At 36.5% G+C, this 16,244-nt stretch carries 15 protein-coding genes and 1 tRNA gene; 14 read left to right on the top strand and 2 right to left on the bottom strand.

The genetic code is table 11. The annotated features are described in order from the left end of the window. Positions 1–80: 80 nt before the first annotated feature. From LDP15_RS07400 to LDP15_RS07370, 7 genes are all read left to right on the top strand, one after another. Entirely contained in the window at positions 81–1,427 is a 1,347-nt protein-coding gene (locus LDP15_RS07400) for a CHAP domain-containing protein (RefSeq protein ID WP_015427228.1), read from the top strand. 120 nt (positions 1,428–1,547) lie between these two features. Then, positions 1,548–3,425: an asparagine synthase (glutamine-hydrolyzing) gene (asnB, locus tag LDP15_RS07395; RefSeq protein ID WP_015427227.1), complete on the top strand. Its 1,878-nt coding sequence runs from the start codon at positions 1,548–1,550 to the stop codon at positions 3,423–3,425. A gap of 11 nt (positions 3,426–3,436) precedes the next feature. Continuing rightward, positions 3,437–4,663 (top strand): carboxylate--amine ligase, encoded by a 1,227-nt coding sequence (locus tag LDP15_RS07390; protein ID WP_010906398.1) that lies wholly within the window; start codon positions 3,437–3,439, stop codon positions 4,661–4,663. Positions 4,664–4,694: 31 nt separating this feature from the next. Continuing rightward, positions 4,695–5,417 (top strand): aspartate/glutamate racemase family protein, encoded by a 723-nt coding sequence (locus LDP15_RS07385; protein ID WP_015427226.1) that lies wholly within the window; start codon positions 4,695–4,697, stop codon positions 5,415–5,417. Further along, positions 5,407–6,150 carry a C39 family peptidase gene (locus LDP15_RS07380; protein ID WP_225513535.1) on the top strand — a complete coding sequence of 248 codons (744 nt, stop codon included), beginning with the start codon at positions 5,407–5,409 and terminating at the stop codon, positions 6,148–6,150. Before LDP15_RS07385 ends, LDP15_RS07380 begins: the two co-directional genes overlap by 11 nt. Before the next feature lie 113 nt (positions 6,151–6,263). Then, a complete protein-coding gene (dnaJ, locus tag LDP15_RS07375) occupies positions 6,264–7,403 on the top strand; it encodes a molecular chaperone DnaJ (RefSeq protein WP_010906396.1) in 1,140 nt (379 codons plus the stop codon). Positions 7,404–7,536: 133 nt separating this feature from the next. After that, positions 7,537–8,064 carry a YqeG family HAD IIIA-type phosphatase gene (locus LDP15_RS07370; protein ID WP_003132009.1) on the top strand — a complete coding sequence of 176 codons (528 nt, stop codon included), beginning with the start codon at positions 7,537–7,539 and terminating at the stop codon, positions 8,062–8,064. Positions 8,065–8,256: 192 nt separating this feature from the next. Here the strand turns inward: LDP15_RS07370 and zwf are convergent, their stop codons facing one another. Next, positions 8,257–9,768: a glucose-6-phosphate dehydrogenase gene (gene zwf, locus LDP15_RS07365; RefSeq protein ID WP_015427223.1), complete on the bottom strand. Its 1,512-nt coding sequence runs from the start codon at positions 9,766–9,768 to the stop codon at positions 8,257–8,259. Positions 9,769–9,838: 70 nt separating this feature from the next. Then, on the bottom strand, positions 9,839–10,018 hold the full coding sequence (locus LDP15_RS07360; RefSeq protein WP_003132007.1) for a hypothetical protein: 180 nt from the start codon (positions 10,016–10,018) through the stop codon (positions 9,839–9,841). 185 nt (positions 10,019–10,203) lie between these two features. Here LDP15_RS07360 and LDP15_RS07355 point away from each other — a divergent pair, with 185 nt between their 5' ends. The 7 genes from LDP15_RS07355 (at position 10,204) to mutS (ending at position 16,139) form a co-directional block, all read left to right on the top strand. Next, positions 10,204–11,055 carry a sulfite exporter TauE/SafE family protein gene (locus LDP15_RS07355; RefSeq protein WP_010906392.1) on the top strand — a complete coding sequence of 284 codons (852 nt, stop codon included), beginning with the start codon at positions 10,204–10,206 and terminating at the stop codon, positions 11,053–11,055. Continuing rightward, positions 11,055–11,432: a DUF1634 domain-containing protein gene (locus tag LDP15_RS07350; protein WP_003132003.1), complete on the top strand. Its 378-nt coding sequence runs from the start codon at positions 11,055–11,057 to the stop codon at positions 11,430–11,432. The genes LDP15_RS07355 and LDP15_RS07350 overlap by 1 nt, the downstream gene beginning before the upstream one ends. A gap of 144 nt (positions 11,433–11,576) precedes the next feature. Then, positions 11,577–11,659: transfer RNA gene (locus LDP15_RS07345), tRNA-Leu, on the top strand. A gap of 71 nt (positions 11,660–11,730) precedes the next feature. Further along, a complete protein-coding gene (locus LDP15_RS07340) occupies positions 11,731–11,937 on the top strand; it encodes a hypothetical protein (RefSeq protein ID WP_003132002.1) in 207 nt (68 codons plus the stop codon). A 41-nt stretch (positions 11,938–11,978) separates the two neighbouring features. Then, complete coding sequence (locus tag LDP15_RS07335) at positions 11,979–12,860, top strand: NAD(P)-dependent oxidoreductase (RefSeq protein WP_015427221.1); 882 nt, start codon at positions 11,979–11,981, stop codon at positions 12,858–12,860. A gap of 216 nt (positions 12,861–13,076) precedes the next feature. Continuing rightward, positions 13,077–13,424 carry a RicAFT regulatory complex protein RicA family protein gene (locus LDP15_RS07330; protein WP_015427220.1) on the top strand — a complete coding sequence of 116 codons (348 nt, stop codon included), beginning with the start codon at positions 13,077–13,079 and terminating at the stop codon, positions 13,422–13,424. A 192-nt stretch (positions 13,425–13,616) separates the two neighbouring features. Beyond that, positions 13,617–16,139 carry a DNA mismatch repair protein MutS gene (gene mutS / locus LDP15_RS07325; RefSeq protein WP_015427219.1) on the top strand — a complete coding sequence of 841 codons (2,523 nt, stop codon included), beginning with the start codon at positions 13,617–13,619 and terminating at the stop codon, positions 16,137–16,139. Positions 16,140–16,244 lie beyond the last annotated feature (105 nt).

The following is a 16,244-nucleotide window of genomic DNA, read 5'->3' as shown; positions in this document are numbered from 1 at the left end:
AATATTTTGGGTGGGTAGGAATAGTATAATATGTTTATTCAACCGAACTTAATGGGAGGAAAAATTAAAAAATTACAGTTATGAAAAAAAAGATTATCTCAGCTATTTTAATGTCTACAGTGGTACTCTCTGCTGCAGCACCGTTGTCAGGGGTCTACGCTGACACAAATTCAGATATTGCTAAACAAGATGCGACAATTTCAAGTGCGCAGTCTGCAAAGGCTCAAGCCCAAGCACAAGTTGATAGCTTACAATCAAAAGTTGATAGCTTACAACAAAAACAAGCAAGCACAAAAGCTCAAATTGCTAAAATCGAAAGTGAAGCAAAAGCGCTTAACGCACAAATTGCAACATTGAATGAAAGTATCGCAGAACGTACAAAGACATTGGAAGCTCAAGCACGTAGTGCTCAAGTTAACAGCTCAGCAACAAATTATATGGATGCTGTTGTTAATTCAAAATCTTTGACAGATGTTATTCAAAAAGTAACAGCGATTGCTACAGTTTCTAGTGCCAACAAACAAATGTTGGAACAACAAGAAAAAGAGCAAAAAGAACTTAGTCAAAAGTCAGAAACTGTTAAAAAGAACTATAACCAGTTCGTTTCTCTTTCACAAAGTTTAGATTCTCAAGCTCAAGAGTTGACTTCACAACAAGCTGAACTTAAAGTTGCTACTTTGAATTATCAAGCAACAATTGCTACTGCGCAAGATAAAAAACAATCTTTATTAGATGAAAAAGCAGCCGCAGAAAAAGCAGCCCAAGAAGCAGCCAAAAAACAAGCAGCTTATGAAGCACAACAAAAAGAGGCCGCTAAGGCTCAAGCAGCTTCTACAGCAGCAACAACTAAAGCGGTAGAAGAAGCAACTTCAACTGTTTCATCTAGTCAAGCTTCACAATCAAGTTCATCAAGTTCAAACACAAGTAGCAATAATACATCATCAAATTCAAGCAGCTCAAGTAGCAATTCATCAAGCTCTAATAGCTCATCAAGCTCTAATAGCTCTAATGGTGGTGGAAGTACAAATACTGGTAATTCTGGTGGTTCAAGTTCATCAGGTATTAATAGCACACCAATCGGTAATCCTTATGCTGGTGGTGGATGTACTGACTACGTATGGCAACACTTTGCTGCACAAGGAATCTACATCAGAAACATCATGCCTGGTAATGGTGGTCAATGGGCATCTAATGGCCCTGCACAAGGTGTTCTCCATGTAGTAGGTGCGGCTCCTGGTGTTATTGCTTCTGGATTCTCAACTGATTTTGTTGGATATGCAGGTTCGCCTTATGGTCACGTTGCTATTGTAACAGCGGTAAATTCCGATGGTACAATTGACGTTGTTGAAGGTGGAAGTGGCTTTGGATGGGGTCATACACGCTCACACGTGAGTGCAGCTGGTGTAACATTCTTAATGCCAAACTAATTCAAAAATTTTAAAGATATAAATAGTGATTTGATAGTGGGGAATAATTTTCCTTCTGTCAAATCATTTTTTATTATTGTGGTATAATAATAAGGAAAAATGATAAGGGGATAGATACAAATGTGTGGAATTGTCGGCTTTATTGACCGGATGAATCAAAATGATAAATCAAAAACTTTAGAAGAAATGATGAATACTATTGTTCACCGTGGTCCAAGTAGTTCAGGTGAATTTATTGATGAAGGTGCTGCAATTGGCTTTCGTCGTTTGAGTATTATTGACCTTGAAGGTGGAGACCAACCTATTTTTAATGAAGATAAAAGTAAATTGATTACTTTTAACGGTGAAATTTATAACTTCCGCGAATTACGTGAGGACCTTATCTCTAAAGGTCATGATTTTACAACTCATGCTGATACAGAAGTTCTTTTGCATGGTTATGAAGAATATGGTGTAGAACTTCTTCAAAAGCTTCGTGGAATGTTCGCTTTTGTTATTTGGGATAGAGAAAAACAAGAATTGTTTGGTGCTCGGGATCATTTTGGTATCAAACCACTTTACTATACTCAAATGGGTGGAACTTTCATGTATGGTTCAGAAATTAAAAGTTTTTTGAAACATCCAAACTTCAAAAAAGAATTGAATAAAGAAGCTTTAAAACCTTACATGACTTTCCAATACTCTGCTCTTGATGAAACTTTCTTTAAAAATGTTTTCCGCATTAAAGAAGGTCATTACTTTACTTACAAAGATGGGGTCTTGGATATCAAACCTTATTGGGATATGAAAGTTGATGAAAAAGATATGAGTTTGGAAGAATCAATTGATTTGATTGATAAGACTGTTTTGGGTTCTGTTGACGCTCATAAATTTGCTGACGTAGAAGTTGGAGCTTTTGTATCAAGTGGTGTCGATTCTAGTTATGTTGCTTCAACGCTTCGTCCGGAACATACTTATTCTATTGGTTTTGGTCAAGGAACTTTCAATGAATCTAAACAAGCCAAACAATTGACTGATATGATTGGTTTGAACAATACTTCTCGTGAAATCCATGGAGATGAAGCGTTCAAGTATTTCCCACAAATTCAATATTATTTGGATGAACCAGATTCAAATCCTTCTTGTGTGCCACTCTTTTTCCTCGCAGAATTAGCAGCACGTGATGTACGTGTTGTAATGAGCGGTGAAGGTGCAGATGAGCTTTTTGCTGGTTATGAGTCTTATGGATTTAGTACAAATTCTCGTGCGGTTCGTGTTTTCGCAGAAGGTTTGAAGAAATTACCAAAATCTTTACGTTTCTCAATTGCTCGTGGTATTGAAAATAAACATTTCAAAGGTCAAAAACATCTTTATGAATCACTTGCGCCTGCTGAAGATTTCTTTATCGGTCAAGCGAAAGTATTTGATGAGTCTGAATCAGTAGAGCTTTTGAAAGAAGAATTTAAAGCAGCTCCAACTGTTAAAGATATTGTTGGAAAAACTTACAAAAAGGCCCCAGAAGGTTCTGAGCTTCGTAAAATGCAATATCTTGATATGCACCAATGGATGCCAGGAGATATCCTGCTTAAAGCTGATAAAATGGCAATGGCACACTCACTTGAATTGCGTGTTCCACTACTTGATATTGAATTGATGCATACAGCGGAACAAATTCCTACAAAATATCTTTTGAATGAACATAATACAAAGTATGCTTTCCGCCAAGCAGCTCGTCGTCATTTACCAGAAGAATGGTCAAATCGTAAAAAATTAGGCTTCCCAGTGCCAATTAAAGACTGGTTGCGAGAAGAAAAATATTATAAAGTTGTTCGTCAATTATTTGAACAAGATTTTGTTGCTGAATTCTTCGATCAAGAAAAACTTTTGAAGATGTTGGATGATAACTTTGCAGATAAAAATGATGCACGTCGCAAACTCTGGACAATTTATTCATTCTTGACTTGGTATGATGTTTACTTCATCAATAATGGTGAAAAACCTGCTGTGGTTAATTTTTAAGGGAGGTTTTTGTGTCACAAACAAATGAATTTCAACCTATCTTGTTAGGTTCTGATATCAACGTCTATGGAATGGCTCGTTCATTTCATGAAGAATTTGGAATTACTTCTCTGGCTTTAAGTGCTTCTGGATTAGCTCCAACAAAGTATTCAAAAATTGTTGAAGTACAAACTCATGAAAATTTTGACCATGAAGAAACTTTTATTCAGGTGCTTCGTGATTTTGCAAGTAAACATAAAGACAGTAAGAAGAAATATCTTTTAGTAGCTTGTGGGGACGGTTATGCCCTACTTGCTTCAAAATATCGTGAGGAGCTTTCGGAATTTTTTGAAGTGCCTTATATTGACTACGCGCTTTATCGTCAATTAGAAAATAAGCCTGATTTTTATAATATCTGTGAACAATATAATTTACCTTATCCAAAAACGGTATTAGTTAATCCAAAATCAGAAATAGATACTTTAGTAGATGAGTTAACTTTCCCTTATCCAATGATTTTAAAACCAGGGAATTCTATTTCTTATTTAGATGTGCACTTTGAAGGGCAGAAAAAAGCGTTCACGATTGCATCTAACGAAGAAATGAAGTTGATGCTGCATCGTTGTTATGAAGCTGGTTATCCTGATGAGATGATTATTCAAGATTTCATTCCTGGAGGGGATGAAAATATGCGTGTTCTGAACGCTTATGTAGATAAAAATCATAAAGTTCGCATGATGTGTTTGGGTCATCCCTTACTTGAGGATCCAAGTCCAAAAGCGATTGGAAATTATGTGGCGATTTTGCCTGATTATAATCAACAAGTTTATCAACAAATTCAGGATTTTCTTGAAAAAATTGAATATACAGGCTTTGCTAATTTTGATATGAAATATGACCCACGTGATGGCTCTTATAAACTTTTTGAAATTAACTTACGTCAAGGACGAAGCTCCTTTTATGTTACTTTAAATGGTTACAATTTGACACGTTATTTAGTTGCTGACCGTATTAACAATGAACCTTTTACTGAGACAATTTATGGAAAAGGTTCAAAACTTTGGTTAGGGGTTCCTAAAAAAGTATTGCTCAAATATGTAAATCCTAGTTTTAAAGAAGAAATTCGTCGTTTTATTAATTCAGGAAACTATGGGACAACTCTATTTTATTCTAAGGATAACTCACCAAAACGTTATCTTTTGATGAAATATGCATTCCATCGTTATATTGGGGCATTTAAAACGTACTTTCACAAATAAAAATTAAGAATAAGAAGGACAGGGGGATATAATGGAAAACTTCTTTACAATCTTGGGGGGGATGGGTACTCTTGCGACTGAAAGTTTTATTCATACGCTGAATGAACGAACAGAGGCTTATCGTGACCAAGATTATTTGAATTATATCGTAGTTAATCATGCGACAATTCCTGACCGAACAGATTATATCAAGAATCCTTCATTGGAAAATCCAGAAGAAAAATTGATTGATGATATTAAGATCCACAGTCAACTTTCACCAAAATTTTTTGTTGTTCCTTGTAACACGGCTCATTATTATTTTGATGAGATGCAAAAAGCAACAGAAATTCCAATTCTACATATGCCACGCATTGCGGTTGATAGTATTAGCCATCACTTTCCAAAAGCTAAGAGGGTGGCCGTGCTAGCGACTGAAGGAACAATTTTGACAGGAGTTTATCGTGAGGCCTTGGAAGAACAAGGGTATGAAGCGGTAATTCCAGATGATCAATTGCAAGAAAAGGTAAATCGCTTGATTTATCAAGAAGTTAAGGAAAATAGAAATCTTAATTTTGAGCTTTATAAGGAAATTTTGTCTGATGTCGCGTCAGAAATGAATTGTGAAGTAACCATTTTAGGTTGTACAGAATTGTCAGTCTTATATGAAGCCTATGATTTGACAAAAGAGTACAATATAATAGATGCACAAGCTGAAACTGTACATCGAACAATATCTATGATGGGAAAAAAAGATTTATTAGATGACTATTAAAAAGAAAAAACTTTTTAAAAAAAGAATCGTAATTTTATTTGTTCTTGTGGCCTGTCTACTTATTTTTACTCTAATTGTAAATCCTAAGAATCAAGAAGATAAAAAATTAACATCTGCATCAAAAACTTTTGTCCAAACTGATCGTCAGGGTAAGTACGATTATGTTTTGATGAAAACTGGTGATGTTAATCAAATGACAATCGGAGCCTACCAGGGATGTGAAATTGTTTCTTTTTACAATGCATTGGTCTATTTGGATAAAACTCAGGGTAGGACGGTTACTGATTGGATTGAATCTTTGCCTTATGTGAGTTGGGGAGGTGATCCAGGAAGTGGTTATGCTGGGAATCCTTGGACGTCTGATGAAGACATCCCGGATGGTGGTTTTCCAACGATTTGGCCCACAGCTTTGATGAGTTTTGCTCAAGAAAATAATATCCAAGTTGCTGACTTATCTGGAAAAAGTATTAGCGAGATTAAAGATGCTGTTTTATCAGAACATTTAGTTGAAATGTGGGTGACGATTGATTTTGCTGAACCTAATATCACTTACGATGATTATTACGGTTATAAGGTTGTAGCTAATACGCATGCTGTTATTTTAGATGGATATAACGAAAAGAAAAATGAGTTTCATGTTACTGATCCAATAAAAGGAAAATATTGGTTGGCTGAATCTACAGTTGATTCGGTTTATAGTGGAACAAATCAATTTGCGATAGAATTTTTATAGTGTAATTAGCACTCTTATAAAAAGAGTGCTAATTTTTTTGCCAAAAATGAAAAAACGTGGTAAAATAGTGCTATTGAAAAATTGATTTAGTAAAGGAAGTGAGTAATTTAGAAATGAATAATACTGAATATTATGAACGACTAGGTGTCGATAAAAATGCCAGTCAAGATGAAATAAAAAAAGCTTATCGTAAAATGTCCAAAAAATATCACCCCGATTTAAATAAAGAAGAGGGTGCTGAAGAAAAATATAAAGAAGTTCAAGAAGCATACGAAACGCTTTCGGATGAACAAAAACGTGCTGCTTATGACCAATATGGTGAAGCTGGAGCCAATGGTGGCTTTGGTGGCGGCGGCTTCGGCGGAGCTTCTGGTTTCTCTGGTTTCGGCGGCGGCTCAGGTGGCTTTGGTGGTTTTGAAGATATATTCTCAAGTTTCTTTGGAGGAGGTGGTGCACAAGTTAACCCTAATGCACCCCGTCAAGGAGATGACTTACAGTATCGGATAAACTTAAAATTTGAAGAAGCTATTTTTGGCGTGGAAAAACAAGTCAAATATAATCGTGAAGAACTCTGTCACACTTGTGGAGGTTCTGGAGCGAAAGCTGGCACACATCCAGAAACTTGTCATAAATGTGGTGGCCGTGGACAAATTAATGTTGTTCGTGATACACCGCTTGGACGGATGCAAACACAAGTAACATGTGATGTTTGTAACGGAACAGGTAAAGAAATCAAAGAGAAATGTGAAACTTGTCATGGTTCAGGCCATGAAAAAGTGGCACATACTGTTAAGGTTACTGTACCTGCTGGTGTTGAAACTGGACAAAAAATGCGTTTGCAAGGACAAGGTGATGCTGGTGTGAATGGTGGACCTTATGGTGATTTGTATGTTGTTTTCCAAGTGGAAGCTTCAGACAAATTTGAGCGTGATGGTGCAGAAATTTACTACAAGATGCCAATGGACTTTGTTCAAGCTGCTTTAGGTGATGAAATTGAGGTTCCGACTGTTCATGGGAATGTGAAGTTGAAAATTCCTGCTGGAACACAAACGGGGGCTAATTTCCGTCTAAAAGGTAAAGGTGCGCCAAAACTCCGTGGTTCTGGTAATGGTGACCAATATGTTATTATCAATATTGTCACTCCTAAGAATTTGAATCAAGCTCAAAAAGAAGCACTCCAAGCTTTTGCTAAAGCAAGCGGTGTTGAAGTCTCTGGTTCAGGTAAAAAAGGTTTCTTTGATAAGTTTAAATAAAAATAAAAGTCGCTCTTGGCGGCTTTTTTTTGTTCTGTCAGTAATTTTGTTCTCTATTTTTTTGCTGACAAGTTTGTCAGTATTTTTAGGGAAGAAAACAGGAATTTCTGTAAGTTTTTGATATAATAGGGGCATGAAAATTGATAATTATAAGCCTGATTATTTAGTGGAAGCTGTCTATCAACTAGACCCTAAACGTCTGCAAGCCTTGAATGTTCGTGCCGTAATGGTGGATTTGGACAATACTTTAATTGCCTGGGATAATCCTGACGGAACTCCAGAGCTTTTGGCTTGGCTTTTGGATATGCGAGAAAATGGTTTAAAAGTGGTGGTTGTATCAAATAATAAACAAGCAAGAGTTGCTCGTGCTGTGGAAAAGTTTGGTGTTCAATATATTTGGCGGGCAATGAAACCTTTTGCTTGGGGGATAAAAAAAGCATTGAGATTGCTTGATGAGCGTCCTGAAAATGTGATTATGGTTGGTGATCAATTGATGACGGATATTAGAGCTGCTCATCGTGCCGGCGTCAGAAGTATTTTGGTCAAACCTTTGGTTGCATCAGACTCTTGGAGTACACAAGTTAATCGTTGGCGTGAACGACGCGTTTGGAAAAAATTGATTGCTCGAGATGGTGAGCCTGTGTGGAAAACAAGTTTATAAAAATAGATTTCAAAAAAGAATTTTACCTGTGGAAAAATAAATTCACAAGTAAAATCCTTTTTTTATCTTATTTTACTGATAAAAACGAAAAGTTTTCCACAGAATTGTGAAGTCTTTCCACAAATGTGTGGAAAACTGTGTAAAGGTTTGTGGAAAAGATAAAAAACCTATCGTTAAGATAGGTTTTTTTCGTTATTTATTGTAGTAACCACGTTCTTGATACCATAAATCAGGTTGCCAAGCCCATTCGTGACCATTTTTTTCTAGTAAGTCAAATGCAGCCTTAGGTCCCATTGTGCGAGCCGCATAAGTTGGGAGCTCAGAAGTTTCTTTATCCCAAGCTTCTCGAATAACATCAATAAGTTCCCAAGCGCGAGCCGCTTCTTCCCAATGTGAGAAATTTGTTCCGTCTCCATTAAGGACGTCTAGGAAAAGTTTTTCATATGCTTCAGGAGAATTTCCAAGAAATTCACTATCGTGTCGGAAATTCAAACGCAAAGGCTCTAAATGGAAGCCTTGACCGGCCGCTTTTCCATTTACTGAAAGTGAAAAACCTTCAGTTGGTTGAATGTAAATGGTCAAAACATTTTGAACGGATTGGTCATCGCAATTTTCTGCAAAGAGATTGTCTTTATCTTTTTTGAAAACGATATTAATACGAGTTCCTTTTTCAGTCATACGTTTTCCTGAGCGAACATAGAAAGGAACGCCTGACCAACGCTCATTATCAATGACAAATTTTCCAGCAGCGAAAGTTTCAGTTCGACTGTCTGTTGCAACAGAATCTTCTTCGCGATAACCTAGGTAATCTTCACCGTCAAAACGTCCTGCGATATATTGACCACGAACGAAGTTTTCTAAAGCTTCCTCAGAAGAATATTGACGGATTGCGTTAAGAGCTTTAACTTTTTCTTTTACAATATAAGCTTCATCAAATTTTTCAGGTTTTTCCATGGCAATGAGGCTGAGTACTTGTAAGACATGGTTTTGAATCATATCTTTTAAAGCACCAGAAGTTTCGTAGTAACCGCCACGGTCTTCGACGCCGATAAATTCGGCAAAAGTAATCTGAACGTTATCAATGTGTTGATTATTCCAAAGCGATTCAAAGATTGGATTGGCAAAACGAACAGCCGAAACAGCTTGAATCATTTCTTTTCCAAGGTAGTGGTCAATTCGGAAAATTTGTTCTTCACTAAATACTTTCGCGAGGCTGTCATTAAGTGATTTTGCCGTATCGTAGCTTGTTCCAAATGGTTTTTCAATGACGATTCTCTCAAAACCTTCACCTGTCAAAATATTTTCTGATTTAAGGTGTTCAGCGATAGTGCCAAAAAATTGAGGAGCCATTGCTAAAAAGAAGACTTGATTGCCCGCAGTTTTATACTGTTTACGCAATTTTTCACCCAAATCTTTTAAGTTAATGTAATGTGAGCTGTCGCTAACATCGTGACTTTGATAATAAAAATGGCTGGCGAAATTTTCGGCTTCCGTTTTTGAGTTCATTAAATCTTTGATAGACTCTAAAACAACTTCACGATAATATTCGTTTGTCCATGGACGGCGAGCGGTACCAATGACTGCAAAATTGTCAGCTAGCTCACCTTTTTTGAAAAGGCGAAAGAGTGAAGGGTAGAGCTTTCTTTTAGCGAGGTCACCAGTTGCTCCGAAGATGGTGAAAAGTGCTTGTTTTTGTTCGGTCATATTTTTTCCTTTTTTAAAAAACAATAATTAATTTACTGACAGACTGATTTAGAAGTTCTGTCAGTAAAATTTAACCATTTGTATTAGTTTCATTGACGTAATCATGAGCGTACTGTTCAATATCGGCTTTGAGTTCAGCTTTCATTTCTTGAAATTCGGATTCGCTATAATCGCGCTCGGCTATTTTAGCATTATAAAAGGGAATTGCTAGCTCTTGACGAAGTCGTGTCTCAAGTTCTTGTCTATTCATTTTAACCTCCAATAAGTTGCCTCAAAAACTCTTGTGAAGCATTAATCTTATAAGAATTATATCATAAATTGGGGTTGTAAAAAATAGAATAGGATTTAAATGTTCTTGATAAAGTATCTTAATCAAAGGAACAAGCAGCTTTAAAAAGTTTTTGGTAGAATAGGGTTATTAGATTGGAGAAACACATGTCTTTATTAGTATTTACTCTGTTGATGTTACTTCTTGGTTTCGTCGCAGGGGTATTTGGCTCAATTTTGGGTCTTGGGGGTGGAATTATTATCACGCCTATTATTACGACATTTTTTGGTGTTGATATTAAATATGCCATTGGGGCAAGTATTGTTGCCGTTATTGCAACAAGTTCTGGTGCGGCCATTTCTTATTTGAAAGATGATATGATTAATGTTCGTACCGCTATGTTTTTGGAAATATTTACCACAATTGGTGGTTTAGTTGGTGCAATTTTAGCAGGATTTTTTGATGCTACGATTTTAAATATTTTATTTGGTTGTCTTTTGATTTTCCAAGGCTACAATATGTGGCGGAAAATGCATAAAGGTGAGGAAGTTGTTCAAAAGGTTGAGTCAGATAAGATAGCTGAGAAGTTAAAATTAAACTCAAGTTATTACGATAAACAACTTGGCAAAGAAATTCCTTATCAAGTAGAAAAGGTTCCAGGTGGTGCTGCTGTAATGCTTGGTGCTGGTGTTGCATCAGGTCTTTTGGGAATTGGTTCTGGGGTCTTTAAGGTCATGGCAATGGATTCAATGATGAAAATGCCTTTAAAAGCTTCAACAGCGACTTCAAATTTGATGATTGGGGTAACAGCAGCGGCTTCTGCAACGGTTTATTTTTTCAATGGCTATGTTAATCCAAGTTTAGCAGGTCCGCTTGCTATTGGGATTGTTGCCGGTGCAGCTTTGGGCTCAAAAATTATGCCTAAGTTACCAGCAAAAACAATTCGATTGATTTTCATTCCAGTTATTTTAATTATGGCATTGCAAATGTTGCTTAAAGGATTGGGGGTATCGTTCTAATGGTAAATAAAGAATTAACAAAAGAAGAGTTACTCAAAATAGAGCGAAATATCGGAAAAATTCTTAGGATTGGTGTATTTGTTAGTACTACAGTCATTATTATTGGAATTTTGATGTTTCTCCTAAGCGGCCATTCAGGTTACGCTGAAGGGGTTTGGCCAGATAAATTTAATGAAATTTTAAGCGGTTTAGTTGAATTTAAAGCATTGGCTTGGTTGATGACTGGATTATTCCTCTTAATTTTGACTCCTGTTTTGCGAGTAGTTGCTTCAATTGTGGCTTTTGCAAAAGAAGGTGATAAACTTTATGTGGCAATTACAACTTTGGTTTTGATTATATTAATTGTTGCGATGTTTGTAGGGCACGGAGGTGCTTAAATAGGGCGTCATAGCGGATTTTCAACTTGCATTTTTTTTATTAAACTGATATTATAGAAAAGTGTTATGACCCATAGGGGAAGTGCCTTTGAAGTAGTTGCTTTAGCGACTTACGTAAAATGACGAGCTTATGAGAATTCGCAAGGGGAAGTGGTGGAATGGCAGACACGCATGCTTCAGGTGCATGTGCGAGAAATCGCGTGAGGGTTCAAATCCCTTCTTCCCCATGATTAAGTGGACGGTTGGCTGGAAGCTGGCCGTTTTTTGCTCTTTTGAGCTTTTTAAGAGATGGAGAAATATGACTAGATTAACAAGAGAAGAACTAGAGAAAATCATTGATGAAAATCCTTTACGCTCTTTATCAAGTATTGGCGAAGAAACAGGAAATTCACGAGTGGCTATTGAAAAATGGTTGAAAACTTATCAATTGGATGAATATCGTAACCGAAAAATCAAACGGTTGCGGGGAGATAAAGCCCGTAAACGTCGTGATTACCAAAATTAGACGAAACAGATTTTATAAATCTGCTAAGTAAAGGAGAAGAAATGTCAAAAATAGCATTTATTGGTACGGGTGTGATGGGAGCCGCAATGGCTGGTCATCTTATGGACGCAGGTCATGATTTAATTGTTTATAATCGGACAAAATCAAAAACGGACGGTCTTGTGGCACGTGGTGCAACTTATGCTGAAAATCCACAAAAGGCTGCGGCTCAAGCTGAGTTTGTGATTACAATTGTTGGTTATCCTAAGGACGTCCGCGAAGTTTATTTTGGTGCAGAAGGAATTTTCAAAAATGATTGTTCAGGAAAAGTTCTTATTGATATGACGACGACTGAGCCAACTTTAGCACAAGAAATTTATCAAGAAGCTAAAAAAGTTGGAGCTTTCGCACTTGATGCCCCTGTTTCTGGAGGAGATTTGGGTGCAAAAAATGCGACACTGACCATTATGGTTGGTGGTGATTCAGAAACTTATGAGAAAGCTTTACCTTTATTTGAAAAAATGGGAAAAACTATTACTCATCAAGGGGTGGCTGGAAGTGGACAACACACCAAAATGGCTAACCAAATTTGTATTGCGGGTACAATGACTGGAATGACAGAGCTTTTAGCTTATGCCCAAAAGGCTGGTTTGGATTTGGATAAAGTTTTAAATACTGTTGGGGGAGGTTCTGGTGCCACTTGGTCTTTGGCTAATTACGGTCCTCGGATTCTCCGTGAAGATTATAGTGCAGGATTTTTTGTTAAGCATTTCATCAAAGACTTAGGGATTGCACTTTCTGAGGCAGAAAAAATGAATCTTAAACTTCCTGCAACTAAAGGGGCAAAGGAACTCTATGAGCAATTAGCTGATAAAGGCTTTGAAAATGATGGGACTCAAGCTTTGATTAAACTTTGGTGGCCAAATGGACATCGTCCAGAATAAGAGAAATAGCGCAAAACAGCCTGAACATTTCAGGCTGTTTTTATAGATAAAAAAGTTGAAGTGATTGAAAAACTAAATATATTTTATAGATTTCACCCTAATTTATAAAGCGAAGTATCGTCACTTTACCAAATATGTTATAATTATTTTATAAAGTCTAAGAGTTTTAATGAAAGAAATAATTAGTAATTAATGAAATTTTAAGGAGGGCTTGAGATGCACTATGATGACTTAGTGGATTTGCTTGTTGAAAAAATAAAAAGTCTTGATTATGTTAAAGATTTTCAACGAGCTGAAACAGCACTAATGGCTAATCAAGAACTTTTTAAAGCTCAAGAAGAAATGAAAGCTCTACAAAAAGAGGCTGTTTTATATCAAAAAATTGATAAAATACAAGCTTACAAAAAGACTTCACAGTCGGCTCAAGTCATTGAAAAACGGATTAAGCATCATCCTTTGGTAGAAGATTATGCTACAAAATTAGAGGATGTCAATGATTTAGTTCAATATATCACTGGTGAATTAGAAGAAAAAGTAAATCTTTTGTTGGAAACTGGTGAATAAAAAGTACTGACAAGAAATTCTGGCATAGGATATGCCATGTAAGCTTGCTTATGGAGATGCTAGAATTTTTGTCAGTAAAAATATAATAAAAAAATACTGACAGAATTTCTGTTTTAGGATATTTAGTGTTAAATTTTCTTACGGATATGCTAAGAATTTCGTCAGTAAAATTTAGATGGGATAGGAAGAAAAATGGCTGAAAAAATTTCACCAGGAATGCAACAATATTTAGACATCAAACAAGATTATCCCGATGCTTTCTTGCTCTTTCGGATGGGTGATTTTTATGAGCTTTTCTATGATGATGCAGTGAATGCTGCCCAAATATTAGAATTAACCCTGACTTCAAGAAATAAAAATTCAGAAAATCCAATTCCAATGGCTGGTGTTCCTCACCATGCAGCAGCTGAATACATTGATAAATTGGTTGATTTAGGCTACAAAGTGGCTGTTGCTGAACAAATGGAAGACCCGAAAAAAGCGGTCGGAATTGTTAAACGGGCAGTAACACAGGTGATTACCCCAGGGACAACGATTGACACTGCAAATTCGGTTGATAATAATTTCTTGGTGGCAATTGACTTCAAAGATAAACATTATGCTCTTTCTTATATGGACTTATCAACTGGGGAATTCAAGGTGACAGAGCTCAGCGAATTTTCAGCGGTGGTAGGAGAAATTGCTTCACTCAAGGCGCGGGAAATTGTAGCTGGTTTTACTTTAGATGAAAGTCAATTAAAAGTTTTTGAAAGACAAATGAATCTTTTGATTTCAGAACAAATTGAAATTCCTGAAAATTTACTAATAGATTTGTCAGGATTGACCGCTTTAGAAAATCAAGTCGCTTCAAAATTGTTGGCTTACGTAAAAGAAACACAAATGCGTGATTTGAGTCACTTACAAGAAGTTGAACATTATGAAATTAAAGACTTTTTGCAAATGGACTTTGCGACAAAATCATCTTTAGAGCTGACGGCAAATAAAAGAGAAAATAAAAAACATGGCACACTTTATTGGTTGCTTGATGAAACGAAAACAGCGATGGGAACCCGAATGTTACGGTCGTGGATTGACCGTCCTTTGGTTTCAAATTCAGCCATTCAAAAACGAATGGAAATTGTTCAAATTTTCTTAGACCATTTCTTTGAGCGTTCTGATTTGATAGAAGCCTTAAAAGGGGTCTACGATTTAGAACGTTTGGCTTCACGTGTTTCTTTTGGTAAGGCTGTTCCAGTTGATTTTTTGCAGCTGGCTAATTCTTTATCAAATGTTCCTGCTATCAAAAATATTTTGGGAATGCTTAATGAAGCTCCATTAGAAGAGTTAAAAAGCCAATTAGACGAAATTCCAGAATTATCTGGTTTAATTAATTCAGCTATTAGTGAGAATGCCTCAAGAACGATTACTGAAGGGGGCATTATTAAAAAAGGCTACAATGCTCAATTAGATAAATATCGGGAGGCTCTTGAAAATGGGACTTCTTGGATTGCTAAATTGGAAGCAGATGAAAAAGCCAAGACAGGAATTTCCACACTGCGAATTGATTATAATCGTAAGGATGGTTATTATTTTCATATTACCCAAAGTCAGCTGAATAGTGTTCCTGAGCATTTTTATCGGAAGGCAACTTTGAAAAATTCTGAGCGTTTTGGTTCTCAGGAATTAACTGAAATTGAAGAAATTATGTTGGAAGCGCGTGAAAAATCATCATCTCTAGAATATGATTTATTCATGGGCCTTCGGACTGAAACGGAGCAATATATTGGCAGACTACAAGCTCTAGCCAAAACAATTGCTGAAATTGACTGTTTACAAAGTCTATCTGTCGTTGCCGAAAAACAAGGTTATATCCGTCCGACGCTTACAGACGGTTCAAGAATTGTTGAAATTAAAGGCGGTCGTCATGCGGTAGTTGAAGCGGTCATGGGTGCTCAAGAATATGTGCCAAATGACATTGAACTGCCTGAACAAACAGATATTCAGCTAATTACAGGACCAAATATGTCAGGTAAATCAACCTACATGCGTCAATTTGCTTTGACGGTGATTATGGCTCAAATTGGATCTTTTGTTCCAGCCGAAACAGCCAATTTACCAATTTTTGATGCCATCTTTACACGGATTGGTGCCAGTGATAACTTGATTTCAGGGGAATCGACCTTTATGGTTGAAATGTCTGAGGCCAATCATGCCATTCAAAAGGCAAGCAGTCGCAGCCTGATTATTTTTGATGAATTAGGTCGAGGAACGGCAACTTATGATGGGATGGCTCTAGCTCAAGCAATTATTGAATATGTTCATGACCATATTGGGGCAAAGACCTTGTTTGCTACGCATTATCATGAATTGACAGACTTAGATGAAGCGCTCGATCATCTTGATAATGTCCATGTTGCTACCTTGGAGCAAAATGGGAATGTGACTTTTTTGCATAAAATAACAGAGGGGCCAGCTGATAAATCCTATGGGATTCATGTGGCGAAAATTGCAGGTTTACCACAGCCTTTGTTAGAGCGAGCAGATTTGATTTTGCAGAAGTTAGAAAATAAACCTTTGCCTGCTAAAAAAGTTGCTGATGAACAAGAACAACTTAGTTTATTTGATTTTGCTGAAAATTCTTCAGAAATTATTGAAAAGATAAAAAGGCAAAATGTTGATAATATGACTGCAAGAGAGGCTTTGAATTTCTTGTGGGAACTTAAAGATTCACTTTGAACTTGGTATCGAAGCTTATTCTGTAAATAAGCTAAGGAAAAAGGCTATAATTACTTAAAAAGAGATTCATTGAAAGATGAATTGAGTAGAAGCTAACATAAAAAG

It is taken from the genome of Lactococcus sp. SK2-659, from assembly GCF_020218185.2.
GTDB classification, from domain to species: Bacteria; Bacillota; Bacilli; order Lactobacillales; family Streptococcaceae; genus Lactococcus; species Lactococcus lactis.
The sequence above is the reverse complement of the archived record's forward strand: the minus strand, read 5'-3'. Positions and strand labels throughout refer to the sequence as shown.

What these genes read in the sequence shown, in the direction of transcription:
- LDP15_RS07400 (WP_015427228.1), top strand. Translation starts at nt 81, where the DNA reads ATGAAAAAAAAGATTATCTCAGCTATTTTAATGTCTACAGTGGTACTC.
- asnB (WP_015427227.1), top strand. Translation starts at nt 1,548, where the DNA reads ATGTGTGGAATTGTCGGCTTTATTGACCGGATGAATCAAAATGATAAA.
- LDP15_RS07385 (WP_015427226.1), top strand. Translation starts at nt 4,695, where the DNA reads ATGGAAAACTTCTTTACAATCTTGGGGGGGATGGGTACTCTTGCGACT.
- LDP15_RS07380 (WP_225513535.1), top strand. Translation starts at nt 5,407, where the DNA reads ATGACTATTAAAAAGAAAAAACTTTTTAAAAAAAGAATCGTAATTTTA.
- dnaJ (WP_010906396.1), top strand. Translation starts at nt 6,264, where the DNA reads ATGAATAATACTGAATATTATGAACGACTAGGTGTCGATAAAAATGCC.
- LDP15_RS07370 (WP_003132009.1), top strand. Translation starts at nt 7,537, where the DNA reads ATGAAAATTGATAATTATAAGCCTGATTATTTAGTGGAAGCTGTCTAT.
- zwf (WP_015427223.1), bottom strand. Translation starts at nt 9,768, where the DNA reads ATGACCGAACAAAAACAAGCACTTTTCACCATCTTCGGAGCAACTGGT.
- LDP15_RS07360 (WP_003132007.1), bottom strand. Translation starts at nt 10,018, where the DNA reads ATGAATAGACAAGAACTTGAGACACGACTTCGTCAAGAGCTAGCAATT.
- LDP15_RS07355 (WP_010906392.1), top strand. Translation starts at nt 10,204, where the DNA reads ATGTCTTTATTAGTATTTACTCTGTTGATGTTACTTCTTGGTTTCGTC.
- LDP15_RS07350 (WP_003132003.1), top strand. Translation starts at nt 11,055, where the DNA reads ATGGTAAATAAAGAATTAACAAAAGAAGAGTTACTCAAAATAGAGCGA.
- LDP15_RS07340 (WP_003132002.1), top strand. Translation starts at nt 11,731, where the DNA reads ATGACTAGATTAACAAGAGAAGAACTAGAGAAAATCATTGATGAAAAT.
- LDP15_RS07335 (WP_015427221.1), top strand. Translation starts at nt 11,979, where the DNA reads ATGTCAAAAATAGCATTTATTGGTACGGGTGTGATGGGAGCCGCAATG.
- LDP15_RS07330 (WP_015427220.1), top strand. Translation starts at nt 13,077, where the DNA reads ATGCACTATGATGACTTAGTGGATTTGCTTGTTGAAAAAATAAAAAGT.
- mutS (WP_015427219.1), top strand. Translation starts at nt 13,617, where the DNA reads ATGGCTGAAAAAATTTCACCAGGAATGCAACAATATTTAGACATCAAA.